This is a genomic window from Rhodococcus sp. NPDC060084 (assembly GCF_042730335.1).
Taxonomy (GTDB): domain Bacteria; phylum Actinomycetota; class Actinomycetes; order Mycobacteriales; family Mycobacteriaceae; genus Rhodococcus.
The window spans coordinates 41,149-60,295 of record NZ_JBHWWX010000016.1 but is presented as its reverse complement, the minus strand read 5'-3'; the positions used below and the strand labels follow the sequence as shown (position 1 = coordinate 60,295).

At 68.6% G+C, this 19,147-nt stretch carries 21 protein-coding genes; 7 read left to right on the top strand and 14 right to left on the bottom strand.

Going from position 1 to position 19,147, the window contains the following annotated elements; all coding sequences use genetic code 11:
• Positions 1–10 precede the first annotated feature (10 nt).
• Positions 11–973, bottom strand: a complete 963-nt coding sequence (locus tag ACFWBU_RS11265) for a bifunctional riboflavin kinase/FAD synthetase (protein WP_169620603.1) — start codon at positions 971–973, stop codon at positions 11–13.
• A gap of 80 nt (positions 974–1,053) precedes the next feature.
• Between ACFWBU_RS11265 and ACFWBU_RS11260 the strand changes: the two genes are divergently transcribed.
• Genes ACFWBU_RS11260 through ACFWBU_RS11245 form a run of 4 tightly spaced genes read left to right on the top strand, consistent with a single transcriptional unit; the run spans position 1,054 to position 4,318 of the window.
• Positions 1,054–1,977, top strand: coding sequence for a metal ABC transporter substrate-binding protein (locus ACFWBU_RS11260; RefSeq protein ID WP_378528285.1), 924 nt, complete (start codon positions 1,054–1,056; stop codon positions 1,975–1,977).
• Positions 1,974–2,738: a metal ABC transporter ATP-binding protein gene (locus ACFWBU_RS11255; RefSeq protein ID WP_169620601.1), complete on the top strand. Its 765-nt coding sequence runs from the start codon at positions 1,974–1,976 to the stop codon at positions 2,736–2,738. Before ACFWBU_RS11260 ends, ACFWBU_RS11255 begins: the two co-directional genes overlap by 4 nt.
• Entirely contained in the window at positions 2,738–3,619 is an 882-nt protein-coding gene (locus tag ACFWBU_RS11250; RefSeq protein ID WP_378528284.1) for a metal ABC transporter permease, read from the top strand. The genes ACFWBU_RS11255 and ACFWBU_RS11250 overlap by 1 nt, the downstream gene beginning before the upstream one ends.
• A 9-nt stretch (positions 3,620–3,628) precedes the next feature.
• Positions 3,629–4,318 (top strand): metal-dependent transcriptional regulator, encoded by a 690-nt coding sequence (locus ACFWBU_RS11245; protein WP_169620599.1) that lies wholly within the window; start codon positions 3,629–3,631, stop codon positions 4,316–4,318.
• A gap of 4 nt (positions 4,319–4,322) precedes the next feature.
• On the opposite strand, the gene truB is transcribed toward ACFWBU_RS11245, so the two are convergent.
• The 11 genes from truB to rimP all read right to left on the bottom strand — a co-directional run bounded on the left by truB (position 4,323) and on the right by rimP (position 15,310).
• Positions 4,323–5,243: a tRNA pseudouridine(55) synthase TruB gene (gene truB, locus ACFWBU_RS11240; RefSeq protein ID WP_378528283.1), complete on the bottom strand. Its 921-nt coding sequence runs from the start codon at positions 5,241–5,243 to the stop codon at positions 4,323–4,325.
• 3 nt (positions 5,244–5,246) lie between these two features.
• Complete coding sequence (gene npt / locus ACFWBU_RS11235; RefSeq protein ID WP_169620722.1) at positions 5,247–5,909, bottom strand: 4'-phosphopantetheinyl transferase Npt; 663 nt, start codon at positions 5,907–5,909, stop codon at positions 5,247–5,249.
• A gap of 41 nt (positions 5,910–5,950) precedes the next feature.
• Positions 5,951–6,889, bottom strand: a complete 939-nt coding sequence (locus ACFWBU_RS11230; RefSeq protein WP_169620597.1) for a metallophosphoesterase — start codon at positions 6,887–6,889, stop codon at positions 5,951–5,953.
• Positions 6,890–6,894: 5 nt separating this feature from the next.
• Positions 6,895–8,268 (bottom strand): MATE family efflux transporter, encoded by a 1,374-nt coding sequence (locus ACFWBU_RS11225; RefSeq protein WP_378528282.1) that lies wholly within the window; start codon positions 8,266–8,268, stop codon positions 6,895–6,897.
• A complete protein-coding gene (locus tag ACFWBU_RS11220) occupies positions 8,265–9,230 on the bottom strand; it encodes a bifunctional oligoribonuclease/PAP phosphatase NrnA (RefSeq protein WP_378528297.1) in 966 nt (321 codons plus the stop codon). The genes ACFWBU_RS11225 and ACFWBU_RS11220 overlap by 4 nt, the downstream gene beginning before the upstream one ends.
• 58 nt (positions 9,231–9,288) lie before the next feature.
• Positions 9,289–9,747 (bottom strand): 30S ribosome-binding factor RbfA, encoded by a 459-nt coding sequence (rbfA, locus tag ACFWBU_RS11215; protein WP_169620594.1) that lies wholly within the window; start codon positions 9,745–9,747, stop codon positions 9,289–9,291.
• Positions 9,748–9,805: 58 nt separating this feature from the next.
• On the bottom strand, positions 9,806–10,096 hold the full coding sequence (locus ACFWBU_RS11210; protein ID WP_169620593.1) for a DUF503 domain-containing protein: 291 nt from the start codon (positions 10,094–10,096) through the stop codon (positions 9,806–9,808).
• 85 nt (positions 10,097–10,181) lie between these two features.
• Entirely contained in the window at positions 10,182–13,130 is a 2,949-nt protein-coding gene (gene infB, locus ACFWBU_RS11205) for a translation initiation factor IF-2 (RefSeq protein WP_169652406.1), read from the bottom strand.
• A 163-nt stretch (positions 13,131–13,293) separates the two neighbouring features.
• Positions 13,294–13,647, bottom strand: coding sequence for a YlxR family protein (locus ACFWBU_RS11200; protein WP_378528281.1), 354 nt, complete (start codon positions 13,645–13,647; stop codon positions 13,294–13,296).
• Positions 13,648–13,691: 44 nt separating this feature from the next.
• A complete protein-coding gene (nusA, locus tag ACFWBU_RS11195; protein WP_169652407.1) occupies positions 13,692–14,720 on the bottom strand; it encodes a transcription termination factor NusA in 1,029 nt (342 codons plus the stop codon).
• Positions 14,717–15,310 (bottom strand): ribosome maturation factor RimP, encoded by a 594-nt coding sequence (gene rimP / locus ACFWBU_RS11190; RefSeq protein ID WP_169620589.1) that lies wholly within the window; start codon positions 15,308–15,310, stop codon positions 14,717–14,719. The genes nusA and rimP overlap by 4 nt, the downstream gene beginning before the upstream one ends.
• 155 nt (positions 15,311–15,465) lie before the next feature.
• On the opposite strand from rimP, the gene ACFWBU_RS11185 reads away from it, so the two are divergent.
• Entirely contained in the window at positions 15,466–15,963 is a 498-nt protein-coding gene (locus tag ACFWBU_RS11185; protein WP_169620588.1) for a hypothetical protein, read from the top strand.
• Positions 15,960–16,403, top strand: a complete 444-nt coding sequence (locus ACFWBU_RS11180) for a ferritin-like domain-containing protein (RefSeq protein ID WP_169620587.1) — start codon at positions 15,960–15,962, stop codon at positions 16,401–16,403. Before ACFWBU_RS11185 ends, ACFWBU_RS11180 begins: the two co-directional genes overlap by 4 nt.
• Positions 16,404–16,486: 83 nt before the next feature.
• On the opposite strand, the gene ACFWBU_RS11175 is transcribed toward ACFWBU_RS11180, so the two are convergent.
• Positions 16,487–17,464, bottom strand: coding sequence for a DUF5692 family protein (locus tag ACFWBU_RS11175; RefSeq protein ID WP_169620586.1), 978 nt, complete (start codon positions 17,462–17,464; stop codon positions 16,487–16,489).
• Positions 17,465–17,625: 161 nt separating this feature from the next.
• Between ACFWBU_RS11175 and ACFWBU_RS11170 the strand changes: the two genes are divergently transcribed.
• Positions 17,626–18,237: a TetR/AcrR family transcriptional regulator gene (locus ACFWBU_RS11170; RefSeq protein WP_169620585.1), complete on the top strand. Its 612-nt coding sequence runs from the start codon at positions 17,626–17,628 to the stop codon at positions 18,235–18,237.
• A 35-nt stretch (positions 18,238–18,272) separates the two neighbouring features.
• On the opposite strand, the gene ACFWBU_RS11165 is transcribed toward ACFWBU_RS11170, so the two are convergent.
• On the bottom strand, positions 18,273–19,124 hold the full coding sequence (locus ACFWBU_RS11165; RefSeq protein WP_378528280.1) for a phytanoyl-CoA dioxygenase family protein: 852 nt from the start codon (positions 19,122–19,124) through the stop codon (positions 18,273–18,275).
• Positions 19,125–19,147 lie beyond the last annotated feature (23 nt).

The following is a 19,147-nucleotide window of genomic DNA, read 5'->3' as shown; positions in this document are numbered from 1 at the left end:
GTACATGCGGTCAGCCGGCAGCGAGTACCTCGCGCACGCGGTCGGCATCGCGGTGCATCGCAGAAATCAGCGCCTCCACGGAATCGAACTTCTCCATGCCGCGCAGCCGTTCGACGAAGTCCACCGCCACGTGCTGACCGTAGAGATCGGCTTCCTCGTCGAGGACGTATGCCTCGACGGTGCGCTTGCGTCCGGAGAACGTGGGATTGGTTCCGACCGACACCGCGGCCATGTACCGCTCCCCGACCGAGACACCGTCGACGGGTGATCCCGAGCCGAGCACGGTGAACCATGCGGCGTAGACGCCGTCGGCCGGGATAGCGGCGTACATCGGCGGCGCGACGTTCGCGGTCGGGAAGCCGAGCCCGCGCCCTCTCCCGTCGCCGTGCACGACGACTCCTTCGACGCGATGAGGGCGGCCGAGCGCATCGGCCGCCGCAGCGACATCACCGGCGTCGACACAGGACCGGATGTAGGTCGAGGAGAACGTGACGGCGTGCTCGGCGACGAGGGTCAGGCCCTGCACCGCGAAACCGGATCGCGCGCCGATCGAGCGCAGGAGGTCGACGGTGCCGGCCGCCTTCTTGCCGAAGGTGAAGTTCTCCCCCACGACCACTTCCGCGACATGGAGTCGTTCGACGAGGATCTCGTGGGCGTACCGCTCCGGCGAGAGCTTCATGAATTCGGGGGTGAACGGCACGACGCAGAACACGTCGATTCCCAGTTCCTCCGCCAGCTCGGCGCGCCGCGCCAGTGTCGTCAGCTGCGCGGGGTGACTTCCCGGCCGCACGACCTCCATGGGGTGTGGATCGAACGTCATGAGCACGCTCGGGACACCTCGTTCCGTCGCGGCTTTCACAGCGCTCGAAATCAGCTGCTGGTGCCCCCGGTGTACGCCGTCGAACACCCCGATCGTCACCACACAACGACCCCAGTCCGCAGGTATCTCGTCCAGACCTCGCCATCTCTGCACATCGGCAGCCTACGGCGCACGCGCCGGTCGGTCATCCTCGACCGGCTCCGTAGCCCACGTGGACAACATCCGGCACCCGAATGCATAATTTCGGTGTGCCGAAGATTTCCATTAGATGGGTCAAAACCGCCGTTCTGGCGGCTGCTGCCGTCGCCCTCACCGCCTGCACCTCACCGACGGACGCCGACGAGCGGCCGTTCGCCCTCACCACGTTCACCGTGATCGCCGACATGACCCGCGCCGTCGCCGGAGACCATGTGCGCGTCGAATCCATCACGAAACCGGGCGCCGAGGTCCACGGCTACGAGCCCACTCCCAGCGACCTCCGCAACGCCGCCGACGCCGATCTCGTCCTGGACAACGGACTCGGGCTCGAGCGCTGGTTCGAACAGTTCCTCGAAGACGCCGACGCCTCGCACGTCGTCCTCAGCGACGGCATCGAACCGGTGTACATCACCGGAGACAGCTACGCCGGGCAAACCAATCCGCACGCGTGGATGTCACCGCTCACCGCGCAGATCTATGTCGACAACATCGCCGCCGCGTTGTCCGATCTCGCACCCGAACACGCGGACGACTTCGCGGCGAACGCATCCACGTACAAAGCCGAACTCGCGGCGCTCCACGACGAACTGATCGCCGGTGTCTCGGCACTACCGGAGGAGCAGCGAGCCCTCGTGACGTGTGAGGGCGCGTTCAGTTACCTGGCGCGCGACGCAGGGTTGCGGGAGGCCTACCTGTGGCCGGTCAACGCGGACCAGCAGGGCACGCCCCAGCAGGTCGCCCGGACCGTGGACTTCGTGCGCGAGAACCGGGTCCCCGCGGTGTTCTGCGAATCGACCGTGTCGGACAAGGCGCAGCAGCAGGTCGCGGCGGACACCGGGGCGCGGTTCGGCGGCACCCTCTACGTCGATTCGCTGTCCGGCCCGGACGGTCCCGTCCCCACCTACCTGGACCTGCTGCGGCACGACATCTCGACGATCACGGCAGGATTGACACGATGACGGCACCTGCACTGGACATCGATACGGTCACCGTCCGCTACGACACCGTCACCGCGCTCGACCGGGTGTCCCTGAGCTTGTCGCCGGGAACGGTGTGCGGTCTGGTCGGAACCAACGGCTCGGGCAAGTCGACCCTCTTCAAAACGATCATGGGCCTGGTCCGGCCCGTGTCGGGGCGCGTGTCCATCGCGGGCGAATCCACGGTGGTCGCGCGCCGGACCGGCGCAGTGGCATATGTGCCGCAATCGGAGGCCGTCGACTGGGATTTCCCGATCGGGGTGCGGGAAGTGGTGATGACCGGCCGCTACGGTCACCAGGGATTCATGCGCCGGCCCCGGCCGGCGGACCGCGCGGCAGTCGAGTCCGCACTCGACCGCGTCGGCATGACCGACTATGCGACACGGCAGATCGGCCAGCTCTCCGGAGGACAGCGCAAACGCGTGTTCGTGGCGCGCGCGATCGCGCAGGAAGCTCCGCTGCTCCTGCTCGACGAACCGTTCGCCGGCGTGGACGCGAAGACGCAACAGGCACTGACAGCGGTGATCCGGGACCTCGCGGCCTCGGGACGCGCAGTCCTGGTCGCCACGCACGACCTCACCGGACTGCCGGTTCTCTGCGACGAAGCCGTCCTGCTGCAACGACGCCTCCTCGTCCACGGTCCACCCGAGGAGGTGCTGCGTCCCGAGAACCTGGCGCTCGCATTCGGCGCTTCCCCCACCGAGTCGCCGGCAAGTGCGCCGGTCGCGCGAGAGGTGCAGTGATGGTGGATCTCCTTGTCGATCCTCTGCAGTACGGATTCATGCAGCGCGCGCTGATCGTGGCGGTCGCCGCCACAGTGGTGTGCGCGTTGCTCAGCTGCTGGCTCGTCCTGATCGGCTGGTCGCTCATGGGCGATGCCGTCTCGCACGCGGTCCTGCCCGGTGTCGTACTCGCCTATCTCGTCGGCGCACCCTTCGCGCTCGGCGCCCTGCTGTTCGCCGGGATCGCGGTTGCCTTGATCGGACTCGTGCGCAGCACGAGCCGGGTGAAAGAAGACGCGGCGATCGGCATCGTGTTCACCACGCTCTTCGCGCTCGGTGTCGTGCTGATCTCGAAGAATCCCAGCCAGGTCGATCTGAACCACGTACTTTTCGGCAACCTGCTCGGACTTGCCTCGAGCGACGTCTGGCAGGTCTCGGCGCTCGCGGCGGTCGTGCTGATCGTGCTGGTGGTCAAACGCCGCGACCTGACGTTGTTCGCGTTCGACCGGGTGCAGGCGCACGCCCTGGGTATCTCGCCCGGCAGGTTGTCGGCTCTGCTGCTCGCACTCCTGGCCGTGACCATCGTCAGCGCGATCCAGGCCGTCGGCGTCATTCTGGTCGTGGCGATGCTCATCATTCCGGGCGCAACCGCGTATCTGCTCACCGACCGTCTCGCGCGGATGCTCGTCATCGCCCCCATCCTTGCGGTCGCGGCCTCGGTGGTCGGGGTGTACACGAGCTACTACACCGACGCCGCGACCGGTGGTGTCGTGGTGCTGGCGCAGGCAGTGGTGTTCGCAGCCGTGTATCTGTTCTCGCCGCGCCACGGAGTGGTCACCAAAGCGATCCGGCATCGCACCGGTGCCGGCGACGCGGGTGAATCCGTGCTGCCGGTTACCTAAACTGAACGCGTGACGGACACGAGCGAGACCACCGCGACCGAGACACTGTCCTCGGTGGCCCAGGACTATCTGAAAATAATCTGGACGGTCCAGGAGTGGTCCGGAGAGAAGATCTCCACCAAACTGCTTGCCGAGAAGCTCGGAGTCTCGGCGTCGACCGTGTCCGAGGCGGTGCGGCGCCTGGCCGATCAGGGCCTGCTCGACCACGCACGCTACGGGTCGATCTCGCTCACCGATGCAGGCCGGACCGCTGCCGTCTCGATGGTGCGGCGGCACCGCCTCATCGAGACCTTCCTGGTACGGGAACTCGGCTACGGCTGGGACGAAGTCCACGACGAAGCCGAAGTGCTCGAGCACGCGGTATCCGAACGGATGGTCGCCGCCATCGACGCCAAGCTCGGTTACCCGGAACGCGACCCCCACGGCGACCCCATCCCGTCGCACGACGGCCGTATTCCGGCGCCGCCCGCCCGTCCACTGACCACGTTCAGCGACGGCGAGCACGGCCGGGTCGCGCGGATCTCCGACGCCGACCCGGCGATGCTGCGCTACTTCGACGAGGTCGGCATCGCCCTCGACACCGATATCCGCGTGGTGGAACGACGAGATTTCGCCGGAACGGTCTCGATCGGGATCGGCACCGACGGCCGCACCGTGGACCTGGGCACCCTTGCCGCAGGCGCGATCTGGCTCGTCTGAGCCGTCACATGTTCGCGGGCCGGACCACGAACACCGACGCCGCGCGACGCCCCTTCTCCTGGACCAGCGCCGCCGCGCGGCCGTGCTCGTCGACCGCCGCGTAGACCCCCTCGATCCCCACGGGTTCGAGCCAGCGTCCGTTCGCGAGCACTGCTGCCTCGTCGTCGCTCACGGTCCGGCACTCGAACGCGGTGCGGATCGCGTCGTCGATGCCGAGACTCGGCACGGGATCGTCCGCGAGTTCCTCGAGGGTGCGCGCGTGTTCGAGTCCGAACGGGCCCACCCGGGTGCGGCGCAGGGCCGTCAGGTGTCCCCCGACTCCCAGGGTGGCCCCGAGGTCACGGGCGAGTGCGCGAATGTAGGTTCCCGACGAGCAGTCCACCTCGACATCGAGGTCGACGAAGGCACCGTCGTTGCGGCGCGCGAGCACGTCGAACCGCGACACCGTCACCGGCCGCGCGGGGATCTCGACGGTCTCCCCCTCGCGCATGCGGGCATAGGCGCGCTTACCGTCGATCTTGATGGCACTCACGCTCGCCGGAATCTGCTCGATGTCTCCGGTCAGCGTCTCCACCACCTCGGCGATCCGCTCGTCGGTCACACCGGACGCATCCGACGTCTCCACGACGTCGCCTTCGGCGTCGTCTGTGACGGTGCTCCGGCCGAGCCGGATCGTCGCGGTGTAGGACTTGGTGGTCAGCGACAGCAGACCGAGAAGCTTGGTGGCCCGCTCGACGCCGAGCACGAGCACACCCGTGGCCATCGGATCGAGAGTGCCGGCGTGGCCGACCTTGCGGGTGCCGAGCAGCCGGCGGCAACGCGCCACCACGTCGTGGCTGGTCATACCGGCAGGCTTGTCGACGACGAGCAGGCCCGCGCGGGCGACGGCAGGATTGTCGGAGAATTCGTGGGTTCGGTCGGTCATCGTTCAGCGCACCGTGATCGCGGTGAGAACGAGACCGTCGGCGACGAGCCATCGTCCGTCGAATCCGGTGAGCGGTGGACCGTCCGGCGTGTCGCCGGGCACCAGAATCCGGGAGTGGAAGGTGCCGGTCACGGCATCGGCGGTGGTGTCGCGCTCGAACGTGATGTGCGCGTCCTCGAACCCGAGCCACCGGCCGGTGAGCGGAAACCATGCCTTGTAGGTGGCTTCCTTCGCGCAGAACAGCAGACGGTCCCAGTGCAGGTCGTCGCCCGCCGACGCGAGCCATTCCCGTTCCGGTTCGAGGCTGACCGCCGGCAGGACCCCGTCGGGGAGCACGTCGTGGGGCTCTGCGTCGATCCCCAGCGACCGCACCTGCAGCGAGTAGCCGAGCACTGCGGCCCGGTACCCGTCGCAGTGGGTGAGACTGCCCACCAGCCCACGCGGCCACACCGGAGCGCCGCGCTCGCCCCGCAGGACGGGGCCGGGTTCGACCCCGAGGTGCCGCATCGCCTGCCGGGCACAGTGCCGGGCACCGGCGAACTCCCGGCGGCGTTTGTCCACCGCGCGTGCGACGAGCGGTTCCTCCTGCGGATGCGGCCGCAGTCCCGGCGGGTCGGAGAACATTTCCGCAGCGGCGACCCCCTCCGGCACGATGCGCGACAGCAGCGCCGCGTGTGTCTCGGCCTGTTCTCCGGCGGACGGCTCGGTCACCGCATCTCCCTCTGTCGTTGTGCTCGCATTTTCTCGGCTTCGGCTTCCATCTCGGGTGTCACCGTGAAGTGACCGCCCCACTTGTTCAGGGTTCCCGGCGGGTAGTCCGGCACCGGAAGGATCTGCCGGAGAAGCCGATCGGGCAGTCCGCGCCGCTGCCATTCCCTCGGGTAGCCGACCGACACCTCTTCGAAGCGGACCCCGTCGTAGTACGTCGTCCGGGGAATGTGCAGGTGCCCGTAAACGCTGCACAGCGCGCGGTAGCGCAGATGCCAGTCGGCCGTCTCGGTGGTCCCGCACCACAGTGCGAACTCGGGGTAGAACAGCATTCGGGTGGGTTCACGCACCAGCGGGAAATGATTGATCAGCACCGTGGGCAGAGCCGGGTCGAGCGCGTCGAGCCGAGCCCGGGTCTGTTCCACCCGCACCGCGCACCACGTGTCCCGCGTGACATACGGGTCGGGCCGAAGCAGGAACTCGTCGGTCGCGACGACGTTGCGGTCGCGTGCGACGGTGAGGCCTTCGGCCTTGGTGGTGGTGCCGTCGGGCAGGAACGAGTAGTCGTACAGCAGGAACATCGGTACGAGCACTACCGGTCCCCCCTCGCCTTCCCAGACGGGATAGGGATCCTCGGGCGTGAGCACCCCGAGTTCGCGGCACATCGTGACGAGGTAGTCGTAGCGGGCCACCCCGTGCATCTGCACGGGATCCTTCGCGGTGGTCCACAGTTCGTGGTTGCCCGGAACCCAGATGACCTTCGCGAACCGGCTGCTCAGCAGCGACAGAGCCCAGCGGATGTCGTCGGTTTTCTCCGACACGTCGCCGGCCACGATCAGCCAGTCGTCGGGCGACTCCGGATACAGGTCTTCGGTGACCGGCCGGTTGCCTCGATGGCCTACGTGAATATCACTGATCGCCCACAGCTTCGCTGCCACCGGCATCAACCTCCCGACTCGTTGTGCACGCCGACCTGCCGGTCCGCGCCCGTCACCGCCCATCGACCCGAGACCGTGCGTCCCACGACGGCGAGCATCCGCAACACGATGAACACCGTAAGCCCCGTCCAGATCCCCGCCAGACCCCAGTCGAAGACGAGAGAGCACCAGATGAACGGCAGGAACCCGATCAAGGCCGACAGCAGCGTTGCCGTCCGCAGGAACGCGGCGTCGCCCGCACCGAGGAGTACCCCGTCGAGCGCGAAGACGACACCGGCGACCGGCATGATCGCGACGAAGAACCACCATGCCACGTCGATCTGACCGAGTACCGCGAGGTCCGACGTGAACAAGCCCGGAATCACCGTGCGCCCGAGCAGGAACACGACGGCGAGACCGGTGGCGAACAACGCGGACCACGCGGTGACCCGCCATGCGAGCCGGGTGGCACCCCGGCGATCCGCGCCACCGAGCGCAGCACCGACGAGCGCCTGCGCCGCGATCGCCAGCGAATCCAGCGCGAGCGTCACGAAATTCCACAGTTGCAGGACCACCTGGTGGCCGGCAACTGCCGCGGCGCCGAACCGCGCGGCCACGGCCGCGGCGGAGAGAAAGCACGCCTGAAATGCCAGGCTGCGGGCGATCAGGTCCCGTCCGAGCCGTAACTGGGCGCCGATCACCTCGGGCCGGGGCCGCAGCGGCACTCCCGACCGCAAGAGCGCCACCACGAACAACGTCGCGGCGACCGTCTGGCCGAGCACGTTCGCGACGGCGGAGCCGACGAGTTCCCATCGCGGTGCTCCCAGCAGTCCGTGCACCAGCACGGGACACAACACCGCGGACAGGGCGAGACCTGCGATCACGTAGCGCAGCGGCCGGAAATTGTCCTGCACTCCCCGCATCCAGCCGTTGCCGGCCATACCGATGAGGATCAGAGGCACTCCGAACAGTGCCACCCGCAACCACGACACGGCTTCGGCGGCGATCTCGTCGTCACCGGCGATCAGGCGCGAGACAGGTCCGGCGAGGAGCTGCCCGGCCAGCAGAATGAGCAACCCCACTCCGACGGCGAGCCAGGTCGCCTGGACGCCCTCACCGACGGCGTCGTCGTGGCGGCGGGCGCCGTGGAGTCGCGCCGATCGGGCGGTGGTGCCGTACGACAAGAAGGTCAACTGTGTGCTGACCGTGGCCAGGACGAGTCCGCCGATCGCGAGTCCCGCGAGGGGCAACGCACCGAGGCGCCCCACCACAGCGATGTCGAAGAGCAGGTACAGCGGTTCGGCGGCGAGGACTCCGAGCGCGGGTAGGGCCAGACCGAGAATGCGACGGCCGGAGATCTCCGGCGTCGTCGCGGTGTCTCCCGTGGGTTCCCTCGTCACCCGAGTACGCCACGCAGTGCCGCCACCACCGAGTCCGGTGCGCCGTGCGCGGTGTAGCCGGCTGCGAACGCGTGGCCGCCGCCGCCGAGGGCGGTGGCGGCTGCGGATACATCCACCGCGGTCTTCGACCGGAGCGACACCGTCCACACTTCGGTCCCGACCTCCTTGAACACCGCGGCGACCTCCGCTTCTGCGGTGGTCCGCACGATGTCGATCACGCTCTCCACCTCCTCCGAACCGAGGTGTGCCGAATCGGCGCGACGAACGAACGCGTAGACCAGTCCCCTGCCCCGCACCGCCTCGGGTACCAGAGTCGCGGACGCCAGCACCGACGAGAGCATCGGCAACCACCCGAAGGGATGGGTATCGAGGAGCCCGCGGGTGATCGCGGATCCGTCGATGCCGGTCGCGAGAAGACGCGCCGCGAGGAGATGCGACGCAGGCCGGCCCCAGCGGAACGAACCGGTGTCCGTCACGAGCCCCGCGTACAGGCAATGGGCGAGGTCCGCGTCGAGCACGACACCCCACTCGTCGAACAGGTCGGCGAGCACCACGGCGGTGGCCTCCGCGTCCGGCACGATGAGGTTGTCGGTCCCGAACCGGGTGTTGGACACGTGATGGTCGATGACGAGGGTGCGCGCAGCACCTGTCAGGCGGTCACGCAGATCGCCGAGGCGCCCCGCCGTTCCGCAATCGACGGTCACCACGAGGTCCGCATCCCGGCGCACCGCGGCGGCGGGCGTAACCAGATGCCCGCCGGGCAGTGAGCGCATCGACTCCGGCACCTCGGCGGGAGCGGCGAAGGCCACCTGCACAGCGACGCCCCGCCGCTCGAGCGCGAGACCGAGTGCGAGCCCGCTGCCGAGGGTGTCGGCGTCGGGCTGGATGTGACACAGCACGGTCACCGTCGTCGCGGCGTCGAGCAGGGCCACGGCGCCCGGCAGGTCGACCGAGGCCCCCACTGCGGGCGCGGTGGCGTCCGCGCGAGGAGCAGCAGACCTCGGTTCGCTGCTCGGATCGTTACTCGGCGTCGTCACCGGTGTCACGCTCACGGGGCTCCTTGTACGGATCGGGATCGCCGGCGGGTACTGCGCCCTCGCGGGCGCGGGCCACATCCTCGTCGGCTGCGCGTGCCCGCGCAAGCAGTTCCTCCATCTGCCGTGCCGTGTCCGGCACGGTGTCGGTGACGAAGGTCAAGCTCGGGGTGAAGCGCACACCGGTGCCTGCACCGACCATGGTCCGCAGAACGCCCTTGGCCTTCTCGAGACCGGCGGCGGCTGCCTCCACGTCGGGTTCGGTGTCGAGGTCGGCGCCGCGCACGGTGTAGTAGACGGTCGCGTCGTGCAGGTCGGCGGTGACCTTCGCGTCGGTGATCGTCACGAACTCGAGCCGCGGATCCTTGATCTCGGTGCCGATCGCCGTGGCCACGATGGTGGCGATGCGCTTGGCGAGTCGGCGGGCCCGTGCTGGATCGGCCATGTCGTTCGTTCCTCTCCTCGGCCACCGGTGCCGGTGGCCGTGATGTCCGTCGGCCGGGTCAATCCTCCGGACCGAACAGTCTTCGTCTGGTGGACAGCAGGTCGAGTTCGGGGCGCTGTGCGACCAGTCGCTCGCAGGTGTCCAGTATGTCGCGCACGTGCGCGAAGTCGGGTGCGACCACCGCCACAGCCAGGGTGGAGCGCCGATAGAGGTCGTGCTCGCCGGTTTCCGCGACGGAGACACCGAAGCGACGCAATTCGGCGAGGACCGGCCGGATGTACGACCGCTTCTCCTTGAGTGAATGCACGTCTCCGAGCAGGATGTCCAGCTCGAGCGCTCCCAGGTACATCCGCATCCTCGGTGTCGGTGGTGGCGTCCCGACACGCCCGTGGCGGCGAACGACGAATCGTTCGCCGCCACAGGCGCGGGGTGTATCAGTCGCGCGGCTTCTCGCGAAGCTCGTACGCCTCGATCACGTCGCCGACCTTGATGTCGGAGTAGGTGACCGTCAGACCACACTCGTAGCCCTCGCGGACCTCGGTGACATCGTCCTTCTCGCGTCGCAGCGACGAGATGGTGATCGTCTCGGCGACAACGTTGTTGTCGCGGAGCAGACGAGCCTTCGCGTTGCGCTTGACGATGCCGGACTGCACGAGGCAACCCGCGATGTTGCCGACCTTCGACGACTTGAAGATCGCACGGATCTCGGCGCGGCCGAGCTCGACCTCCTCGTAGACCGGCTTGAGCATGCCCTTGAGAGCCTTCTCCACCTCGTCGATCGCCTGGTAGATGATCGAGTAGTAGCGGATGTCGACGCCCTCGCGGTTCGCCAGCTCCGTCGCCTTGCCTTCGGCGCGGACGTTGAAGCCGATGATCACCGCGTTGGACGCAGCTGCCAGGTTGACGTTGGTCTCGGTGATGCCACCGACACCGCGGTCGATGACCCGCAGACGCACCTCGTCGTCGATCTCGATACCCATGAGGGCCTCTTCGAGGGCCTCGACGGTACCGGAGTTGTCGCCCTTGAGGATGAGGTTGAGCTCGTTGTGCTCCTTGAGAGCGGCATCGAGATCCTCGAGGCTGATCCGCTTACGGCTCTTCGCAGCGAGCGCGTTGCGCTTGCGTGCGTTGCGCCGGTCGGCGATCTGGCGAGCGATACGGTCCTCGTCGACGACAACCAGGTTGTCGCCGGCGCCGGGCACCGACGTGAAGCCGATGACCTGGACGGGCCGCGACGGAAGCGCCTCGAGGACGTCCTCGCCGTGCTCGTCGACCATCCGCCGGACGCGACCGTAGGCATCGCCCGCGACGATGGAGTCGCCGACCCGCAGCGTGCCGCGCTGGACCAGCACCGTGGCGACCGGACCGCGACCGCGGTCGAGGTGCGCCTCGATGGCGACGCCCTGCGCCTCCATGTCGGGGTTGGCCCGCAGATCGAGCGATGCGTCTGCCGTGAGCAGCACCGCTTCGAGCAGCTGGTCGATGTTCAGCCCCTGCTTCGCCGAGATGTCGACGAACATGGTGTCGCCGCCGTACTCCTCGGTGACAAGGCCGTACTCGGTGAGCTGCTGACGGATCTTGTCCGGGTTCGCGCCCTCCTTGTCGATCTTGTTCACCGCGACCACGATCGGCACGTCGGCCGCCTGGGCGTGGTTGATCGCTTCCACCGTCTGCGGCATGACACCGTCGTCGGCCGCGACCACGAGGATCGCGATGTCGGTGGACTTCGCGCCACGGGCACGCATGGCGGTGAACGCCTCGTGACCCGGGGTGTCGATGAAGGTGATCAGGCGATCGTCACCGTTGAGGTGTGTGAGCACCTGGTAGGCACCGATGTGCTGCGTGATGCCGCCGGCCTCGCCCTCGCGGACCTTGGCCTGACGGATCGTGTCGAGCAGTCGGGTCTTGCCGTGGTCGACGTGACCCATGACGGTGACCACGGGCGGACGCTGCTGGAGGTCTTCCTCGCCGCCCTCGTTCTCGCCGTACTGAATGTCGAACGACTCGAGCAGTTCACGGTCCTCGTCCTCGGGGGAGACGACCTGCACGACGTAGTTCATCTCCGAGCCGAGAAGCTCGAGGGTCTCGTCGTTCACGGACTGAGTGGCCGTGACCATCTCACCGAGGTTGAACAGTGCCTGCACGAGTGCAGCGGGGTTCGCGTCGATCTTCTCGGCGAAGTCGGACAGCGATGCGCCACGAGCGAGCCGGATGGTCTCGCCGTTGCCACGCGGCAACCGCACGCCACCGACCGACGGCGCCTGCATCGAATCGTATTCCTGCCGCTTCTGCCGCTTCGACTTGCGACCGCGACGCGGAGCACCACCGGGGCGACCGAACGCACCGGCTGCGCCGCCACGGCCACGACCGCCGGCGCCACCGCCGCCGGGACGACCGCGGAAGCCACCGGGAGCACCTGCTCCTGCGGGCGCGCCGCCACCGGCGCCACCACCGCGGTAGCCGCCGCCACCGCCGGCGCCGCCACCGGGACGACCGCCCGGAGCACCGCCGGGACGACCCGGACGGCCGGCCGGAGCCGGACGTGCAGCCCGCTGCGGCATGGCACCGGGGTTGGGACGAGGGGGCATCGAACCCGGAGTCGGGCGAGGTCCGCCCTGACCGGGAGCCGGACGCGGACCGCCCTGGCCGGGAGCCGGACGGGGTCCGCCCTGACCTGCGGCGGGACGACCCTGACCGGGAGCCGGGCGGGGTCCGCCCTGACCTGCGGCGGGACGACCCTGGCCGGGAGTCGGGCGGGGACCACCGGGACGCGGAGCCGGACGCTCTGCCGGAGCAGACGAGTACGGGTTGTTACCGACGCGCGGGGCCTTGGGGCCGGGACGCGGGCCTGCCGGCTTGGGACCGGGCTTGGCCGACGGAGCCTGCGGGGACGCCGCCGCAGCGGGTGCCGCTGCTTCGGGAGCCGACGCAGCCGGAGCCTCGGCAGCCGGAGCGGCCGGAGCCTGCGCGGCCGGAGCCGGAGCTGCGGGAGCCGGCTTGGGGGCGACCGGCTTGGGAGCGCCGGGCTTCGGCCGCGAACCGGCGGCCGGGCTCGGAGCCGGTGTGGTCTCGGCCGGCGCGGGTGCCGCCGGTGTTGTTTCGGGGGCCGGGGCTGCAGCCGCCGGCGCGGGTGCCGCCGGGCGCGGACCCGGACGGGGTCCTCCGCCGGGACGCGGTCCCGGGGTGGGTGCGGCCTTACCGGCCGTAGCGCCGTCTTCCTTCGCGCTGCCGAACGATTCGCGCAAACGACGCGCAACCGGGGGCTCGACGGTCGAAGACGCCGACTTCACGAACTCGCCCTGCTCCTTGAGCCGTGCGAGTAGTTCCTTACTGGTGACACCGAGTTCTTTAGCCAACTCGTGCACGCGGGCCTTGCCTGCCACTGCTCTCCTCACTGATGAGGTCGAGCCGGCCAATGCCCGCACGACCTCGGGTTATCTCCGATGGACGTTCATCGCTGGTGCTTCACGGTGTGCTCATGAGTGTTCGTACCTGTTCTTCTCAGAGTTCGATGTCACTGTTGGTGCCTCGTCGCCGATCTCACTGTCACGCAGTCCGGTGACAATCGCCGGACTCCGCCACGTTCTGTGATCTCGCCGCCGCGGACCCGACCAGCTGATCCAGCGCCGCTGTATCCGGATTTCCGGATACTTTGAGTGCTCTGCCGAATGCTCGGCGCCGAACGGCCTGACCCAGGCACTCCGGGGTGGGGTGCAACCATGCACCTCGCCCGGGAAGCCTGTGCCCGGGGTCGGGAACCACGACGAACGTTCGTGATCCGTGCTCGCGTGCCACGACCCTCAGCAGCTCGGCAGCCAGCGTTCGCTGCCGACAACCGATACAGGTACGCACCGAGCCGGTGCGCGACCCATGGGTCGAGGGCAGTTCATGCTGAACCATCGACCACTCTACCGTTGTTTTGCGAAGAATCCCGCATTCCACGCCTACCTGCCTGTCGGCGCGTTACCGGAAGCCTCGTTCGTGGCGGGTGCAGCGTCACTGCGGATGTCGATTCGCCAGCCGGTCAGGCGTGCTGCCAGGCGGGCATTCTGACCCTCTTTGCCGATGGCCAGGGACAACTGGAAGTCGGGCACCACCACGCGCGCGGCGCGTGCTTCGGGGTCGACGACCGTGACCGATACCACCTTCGAGGGCGACAGGGCATTTCCGACGAACTTCGCAGGATCCTCGTCGTAGTCGATGATGTCGATCTTTTCCTCGCCCAGTTCGCGCATCACGTTGCGCACGCGCTGACCCATCGGCCCGATGCACGCGCCCTTCGCGTTGAGACCCGGAACGAGCGAGTGCACGGCAATCTTCGACCGGTGACCGGACTCGCGAGCGACCGCGACGATCTCCACCGAGCCGTCGGCGATCTCGGGCACCTCGAGCGCGAACAACTTGCGGACCAGGTTCGGGTGCGTACGCGAGAGCGTGATCTGCGGTCCGCGCTGGCCGCGGGACACGCCCACGACGTAGCACTTGATGCGGTCGCCGTGCTCGTACGTCTCGCCGGGGACCTGCTCGGCAGGAGGGATGAGCCCCTCGGTGCTGGTCGTCTCGCCGCCGATCTTGACCACCACCATGCCGCGGGCATTCGCGCGGGAGTCGCGCTGGACGACACCGCTGACGATTTCGCCCTCGTGGGTGGCGAACTCGCCGAACCGCTTTTCGTGTTCGGCGTCGCGAATGCGCTGCATGATGACCTGGCGCGCCGTCGTTGCGGCGATGCGTCCGAAGTCCTCGGGGGTGTCGTCCCATTCGGCGACGACGTTGCCGTCCTCGTCGCGCTCCTCCGCGAGCACCTGGATCGCACCGGTCTTGGTGTCGACGGCGACCCTGGCGTGCGGCTGGTGGCCGTCCACGTGGCGGTACGCCGTCAGCAGCGCGGTTTCCAGCGTCTCGATCAGTTCTTCGAACGGGATGTTCTTCTCGGACTCCAGCATTCGCAGAGCCGCGATCTCGATATTCACTTGTCCAGCCTCGTTTCGTTCACGTCTTCTTCTTCGTCTTCTTCGTCGCCGAGGACCTCGGCGATCTCGCCTGCGGCCGCCCTGCCGTCCGGGAGTCCCCCGGCCAGTTCGAGCTCGCGCGGGTTGGGCTTGGCGAACTCCACCTCGACCACCGCATGCCGGATCTCGCTCAAGGGGATAGCGCGCACGAACGGGCCGGCACGATCCGGCAGCACGACGCGGATCTCGTCACCGACCAGTTCTCCGACGCGCGCGACGATGGTCTCGTCGGCGAGCTGGATCTTCGCCTTGCGTCCTTGAGCCCGCCGCCAGTGCCGGTCGTGGACGAGCGGGCGGCCTACACCCGGACTGGTCACTTCGAGCATGTAGGGCGCCTCCCCGAAGTCCGACACGGAGTCGAACGCCTCGGAGACCACCCGGCTCAGTCGCGCGGCCTCGTCCAGGCTGAGCCCGGCATCGCTGTCGACGAGCAGCCGGACCGTGCTGTGTTTTCCGGCCGCGGTCACCACCACGTCTTCGAGGTCGTATCCCTCTTCGGCGAGAAGATCGGAGACGAGCTCGACGATCCGTTCCGGGGGCGGCACAGGCATTGCGGGCGGGCTCCTCGTTCAGTTGTGGTCACAGCGGACAGCCGGCCGATACGGATCCGAACCGGCTGGGTCAAGCGTAACGCGCAAATCGGGGCGCCGTGACCAGGCCGCCGTGGTTCGCTACCGGGGTCTGCTGGCACGATGGTGCGGTGCCGATGTCAGTTACCCGTACCACCCTGTCCCGACGAGCCCTGTTGCGATGGTCCTCGGCGACGATCGGCGGGGTCGGTGTCCTGGGAGTCACCGGATGCGGGCTCTCCGACGACGACGCCGAATCGGAGCCGGATCCGCTGCTGGCGCAGGCCGCGAGCGCGCGGCGGGATGCCGCGACCGCCCGCGCACTCACCGCCCTGTACCCGGATCGGGCGGGCGCGCTGAGCGTGATCGCCGACGAACGCACCGCGCACGCCGACGCGTTGGACGCGGACGTCGCTCGCATGGCGGGAATCACTGCCGACACGACCACATCGGGTACCTCGTCCACCACGTCTGCGCCCGGCGCGGAGCAGCCGACCGTCGAACAGTTGCGGGAAATGCTGGTCCGGTCGCAGCGCAGCGCGGCGGACCTCGCCCGCACGCTCACCGGCTACCGAGCCGGTCTCCTGTCCTCGATCAGCGCAGCATGTGGAGTCCAGACGGAGGTTCTGCTGTGAGTTCCCCGGAGCTCGGACCCGAGCAACAAGCCCTTGTCGACGCGCTGGAGGCGGAGCATTCGGCCGTCTTCGGGTACGGACTCGTCGCCGCGTTCGCGGACCCCTCCCGTTCGGGTGACGTCGCCGCCGATGCCGCCGCGCACCGTGCCCGCCGCGATGCAACCGTCGACGCACTCCAGTCCGCCGGAGTGACACCGCCCACCGCCGCGCCCGGGTACACCGTTCCGTTCCCGGTGACCGACCCCGTCGAAGCAGCCCGGCTGGCCGTGCAGATCGAGAGTGACACGGCGGTCGCGTGGCGGTCGGTCGTCGAGCGCGCACGCAGTGAGGCCACGCGTGGAAACGCACTCGACGCGCTCACCGAAGCCGCCTTGCGCGCTGCCCGCTGGCGTGTCGTCGAAGGGGTTCCCCCGACCGTCGCCTTTCCCGGCCGGCCCTGACAGCGGCGCCGTGGCCGAGCCCGCAGGCTCGACCACGGCGCGTGGTGTTGCTGCTCGTCCGGCCGGGGCCGGACGCGCGGCGGTCAGACCGTGGCCAATCGGTCCGAGTCCCGGGACTCCGGCAGAACCGACGGCGACTCGACCGGGAGGTTCGCGTCGCGCACCTCGCGGTACGGGCGCAGGTGGGTGTACAGCTCGTCGCGCAACGGATTGCGGTGCCGCGTGACGATGGTGAACACCTGGTAGGCCGCGACGGCGATGTTGGCCGCGAGCGACAGCGCCGACACGACGAACAGCGCGGTGGGGTTGTGCGACGACTCGACGGCGAACTGCGACGAGGTCACGAACGTCGGGACTGCCATCGTGAACATCATCCACAGGGCCAGCGTGTGGGCGCGGTGCTGCAGCCAGGCGCCCTTCTTGATGAAGAAGGCGGGGATGGTGCAGGAGATGAGCAGGGCCGCACCGGCGTAGAAGGCGTGGTCACCGACACAGTTGTAGACGTAGGCGAAGTTCCACAGGTCGTACGCGATGATCCAGAACCACATCATGTCGGGCCAGATCATGTCCTTGGACTTGTCTCGCGAGACGATGATCCCGGCCCAGCCGCAGATGGTGACCAGGTTGAGGATCCCGGCGATGCCGTTCATGTAGTTCCACGGGCCGCCGACCATGAAGACGCCGTCGTGCATGCCCTGCATGCCCGCGACCTCGAAGTCACGAATGACTGCCTCGCCGATGTTGATCGCCAGGATCAGGGCGGGGAACATCAGCATCCAGCGGTTCTTCGCCAGACGCGGGACGTACCGGATGAGCATGAAGCCCAGGCACCCGATGAGCGCCGAGTACACCTTCACCCAGTGGAACCAGGTGCCCGTCGACGAGCCTGCGCCGGCCGTCGTCGGCCACACGAACAATGTCAGGACGAGAGGCAGCGCCACGAAGAAGCCGAGACCGGCCCACTTCCAGCGGCGCGTCACCTCGTTGAGGGCGATGAGGGCGGCCAGCACGACGCACCACATCACCCAGGAGTACCAGGGAATGGATTCGAACAAGAACATCGGAGCTCCTCTTCGCGGCCCGCGGCGTGCGTGCCGTCCGGATATCTTTCGCGGCCCGCGGCATGCGTGCCGTCCGGATATCTACGGTAGGAATCCCGGCACCGAGCGTCACTAGACATCTGACGCGATGTGTCCAGGGACCTCGGGCGGTACCGTGAGCCATGGCCGACGAGAGTGCCGATGCGCAGCGGCGTGCAGGTGCACGCGACGCGCTGGCAGCCGCGCTCAAGGCCCGGCTACGGACCGAGCCGCTCGACAAGGTGACCGTGACGGAGCTGACGCGCGACTGCGGACTGACGCGGCAGGCGTTCTACTACCACTTCCCCGACGTGCGGCACCTCGCTGTCTGGGTGTTCGAGAGAGAGGTCGCCGGCCGTGTCCGCACGTACGCGTCCGAGGAGGGATGGGCCGACGGTCTGGTCCGGTTGCTGCTGTACATGCGCGACAACCGCTCGTCGACGCTCGGGGTGCTCGACGGGCTGGGCAGATCCGGGCTCGAGCGCTTCCTGTTCGGCCAGATGCGGCCCGTCACCGAGGCCGTGATGGACCAGGACGGCGGCGGACCGGCACGCGCGCAGGACCGCGTACTGGTGGTCGACTTCTATACCTCGGCGGTGCTCGCCGTGGTGCTGCGGTGGGTCTCGGACGGCATGGTCGAGCACCCGTACCAGGTGGTCGGCGATCTCGAGATCATGCTGCACGGCGCGGTGCGGGAATCCGTCCGCCGGCTCGACGCTCGTGCCACGCCGCCGCGGCGAGCTCAGGGCCGGTGACGGGCAGGGCCGGGTTTCCGGGACAGTCCCGACCGTCACCGGTTCAGTGCGCGCCGCACCGCCATCCCCACCGGGGCGGTGCCGGTGGCGTCGAGCCGGAAGGGCGCGACCGTCTCGATCGGCGGCTGGGCGATGATGCGCGGTGGCCGAGTTCCGCTCTCCTGCCCGCTGTTCGGCGGTTGAGCGCTGCGCATCGGCTGGGCCGCATGCACCAGGAACGGGTGGCACACGTAGACATCGCCCGCGGCACCGGTCGCCTCGACCGTCGGCCGGGAAGCCGCGTCGAGCATGCCGTCCTCGTCCATGGCGCGGCACAACTCCAGCACCGAACGCCCGTCGCGGTGGTCGACGAGGTAGCCGGGCACGTCGAGGTGCGAACCCACCTTGATCCTGGTGGGAGCGTCGTCCGGTCCTACGTCGGTGAGCAGGAACAGCACCAGCAGACCCCGGCCGCGTGAGCGGAGATCGACGTACGGCCAGGTCTGTCCCTCGACGGCGAAACTACCGTCGACGTGCCATCCGGTATCTCCGGGATCGGCGGGATGCGGAAACCGGACGGGAAACGTGCCGAGGCCGCGGGGCCGAACCCAGCGGCCGGATCCCAGCAGACGGTCGTAGGCGTCGAGTAGGACCGGCATCGTGGCGGCCTCGACGAACGGCGGATCCCATCGACCTCCGACCCGCACGACAGGTTCGGTCCACGTGCCCGGGTCCGATCGGTCTGCGTCGAGATCTTCCCAGAGGAGATCGCAGCACCGCTCCGTGATCGAGCGCGGAACGGCGCCTGCGATCCGCAGATATCCCTCGTCGATGAAACGCTCGGTGTCGACCATGCGCTCGGTGTCGATCACGCGCTCGGTGTCGGCCGCTTCCCGGTTCTCGCTCACACGAACAATGTCCGCCGTCCCGG

Coding starts and splice junctions, on each gene's coding strand:
- ACFWBU_RS11260 (WP_378528285.1), top strand. CDS start 1,054: ATGCATAATTTCGGTGTGCCGAAGATTTCCATTAGATGGGTCAAAACC.
- ACFWBU_RS11255 (WP_169620601.1), top strand. CDS start 1,974: ATGACGGCACCTGCACTGGACATCGATACGGTCACCGTCCGCTACGAC.
- ACFWBU_RS11250 (WP_378528284.1), top strand. CDS start 2,738: ATGGTGGATCTCCTTGTCGATCCTCTGCAGTACGGATTCATGCAGCGC.
- truB (WP_378528283.1), bottom strand. CDS start 5,243: ATGACCGACCGAACCCACGAATTCTCCGACAATCCTGCCGTCGCCCGC.
- rbfA (WP_169620594.1), bottom strand. CDS start 9,747: ATGGCCGATCCAGCACGGGCCCGCCGACTCGCCAAGCGCATCGCCACC.
- ACFWBU_RS11210 (WP_169620593.1), bottom strand. CDS start 10,096: ATGTACCTGGGAGCGCTCGAGCTGGACATCCTGCTCGGAGACGTGCAT.
- ACFWBU_RS11200 (WP_378528281.1), bottom strand. CDS start 13,647: ATGGTTCAGCATGAACTGCCCTCGACCCATGGGTCGCGCACCGGCTCG.
- rimP (WP_169620589.1), bottom strand. CDS start 15,310: ATGCCTGTGCCGCCCCCGGAACGGATCGTCGAGCTCGTCTCCGATCTT.
- ACFWBU_RS11185 (WP_169620588.1), top strand. CDS start 15,466: ATGTCAGTTACCCGTACCACCCTGTCCCGACGAGCCCTGTTGCGATGG.
- ACFWBU_RS11175 (WP_169620586.1), bottom strand. CDS start 17,464: ATGTTCTTGTTCGAATCCATTCCCTGGTACTCCTGGGTGATGTGGTGC.
- ACFWBU_RS11170 (WP_169620585.1), top strand. CDS start 17,626: ATGGCCGACGAGAGTGCCGATGCGCAGCGGCGTGCAGGTGCACGCGAC.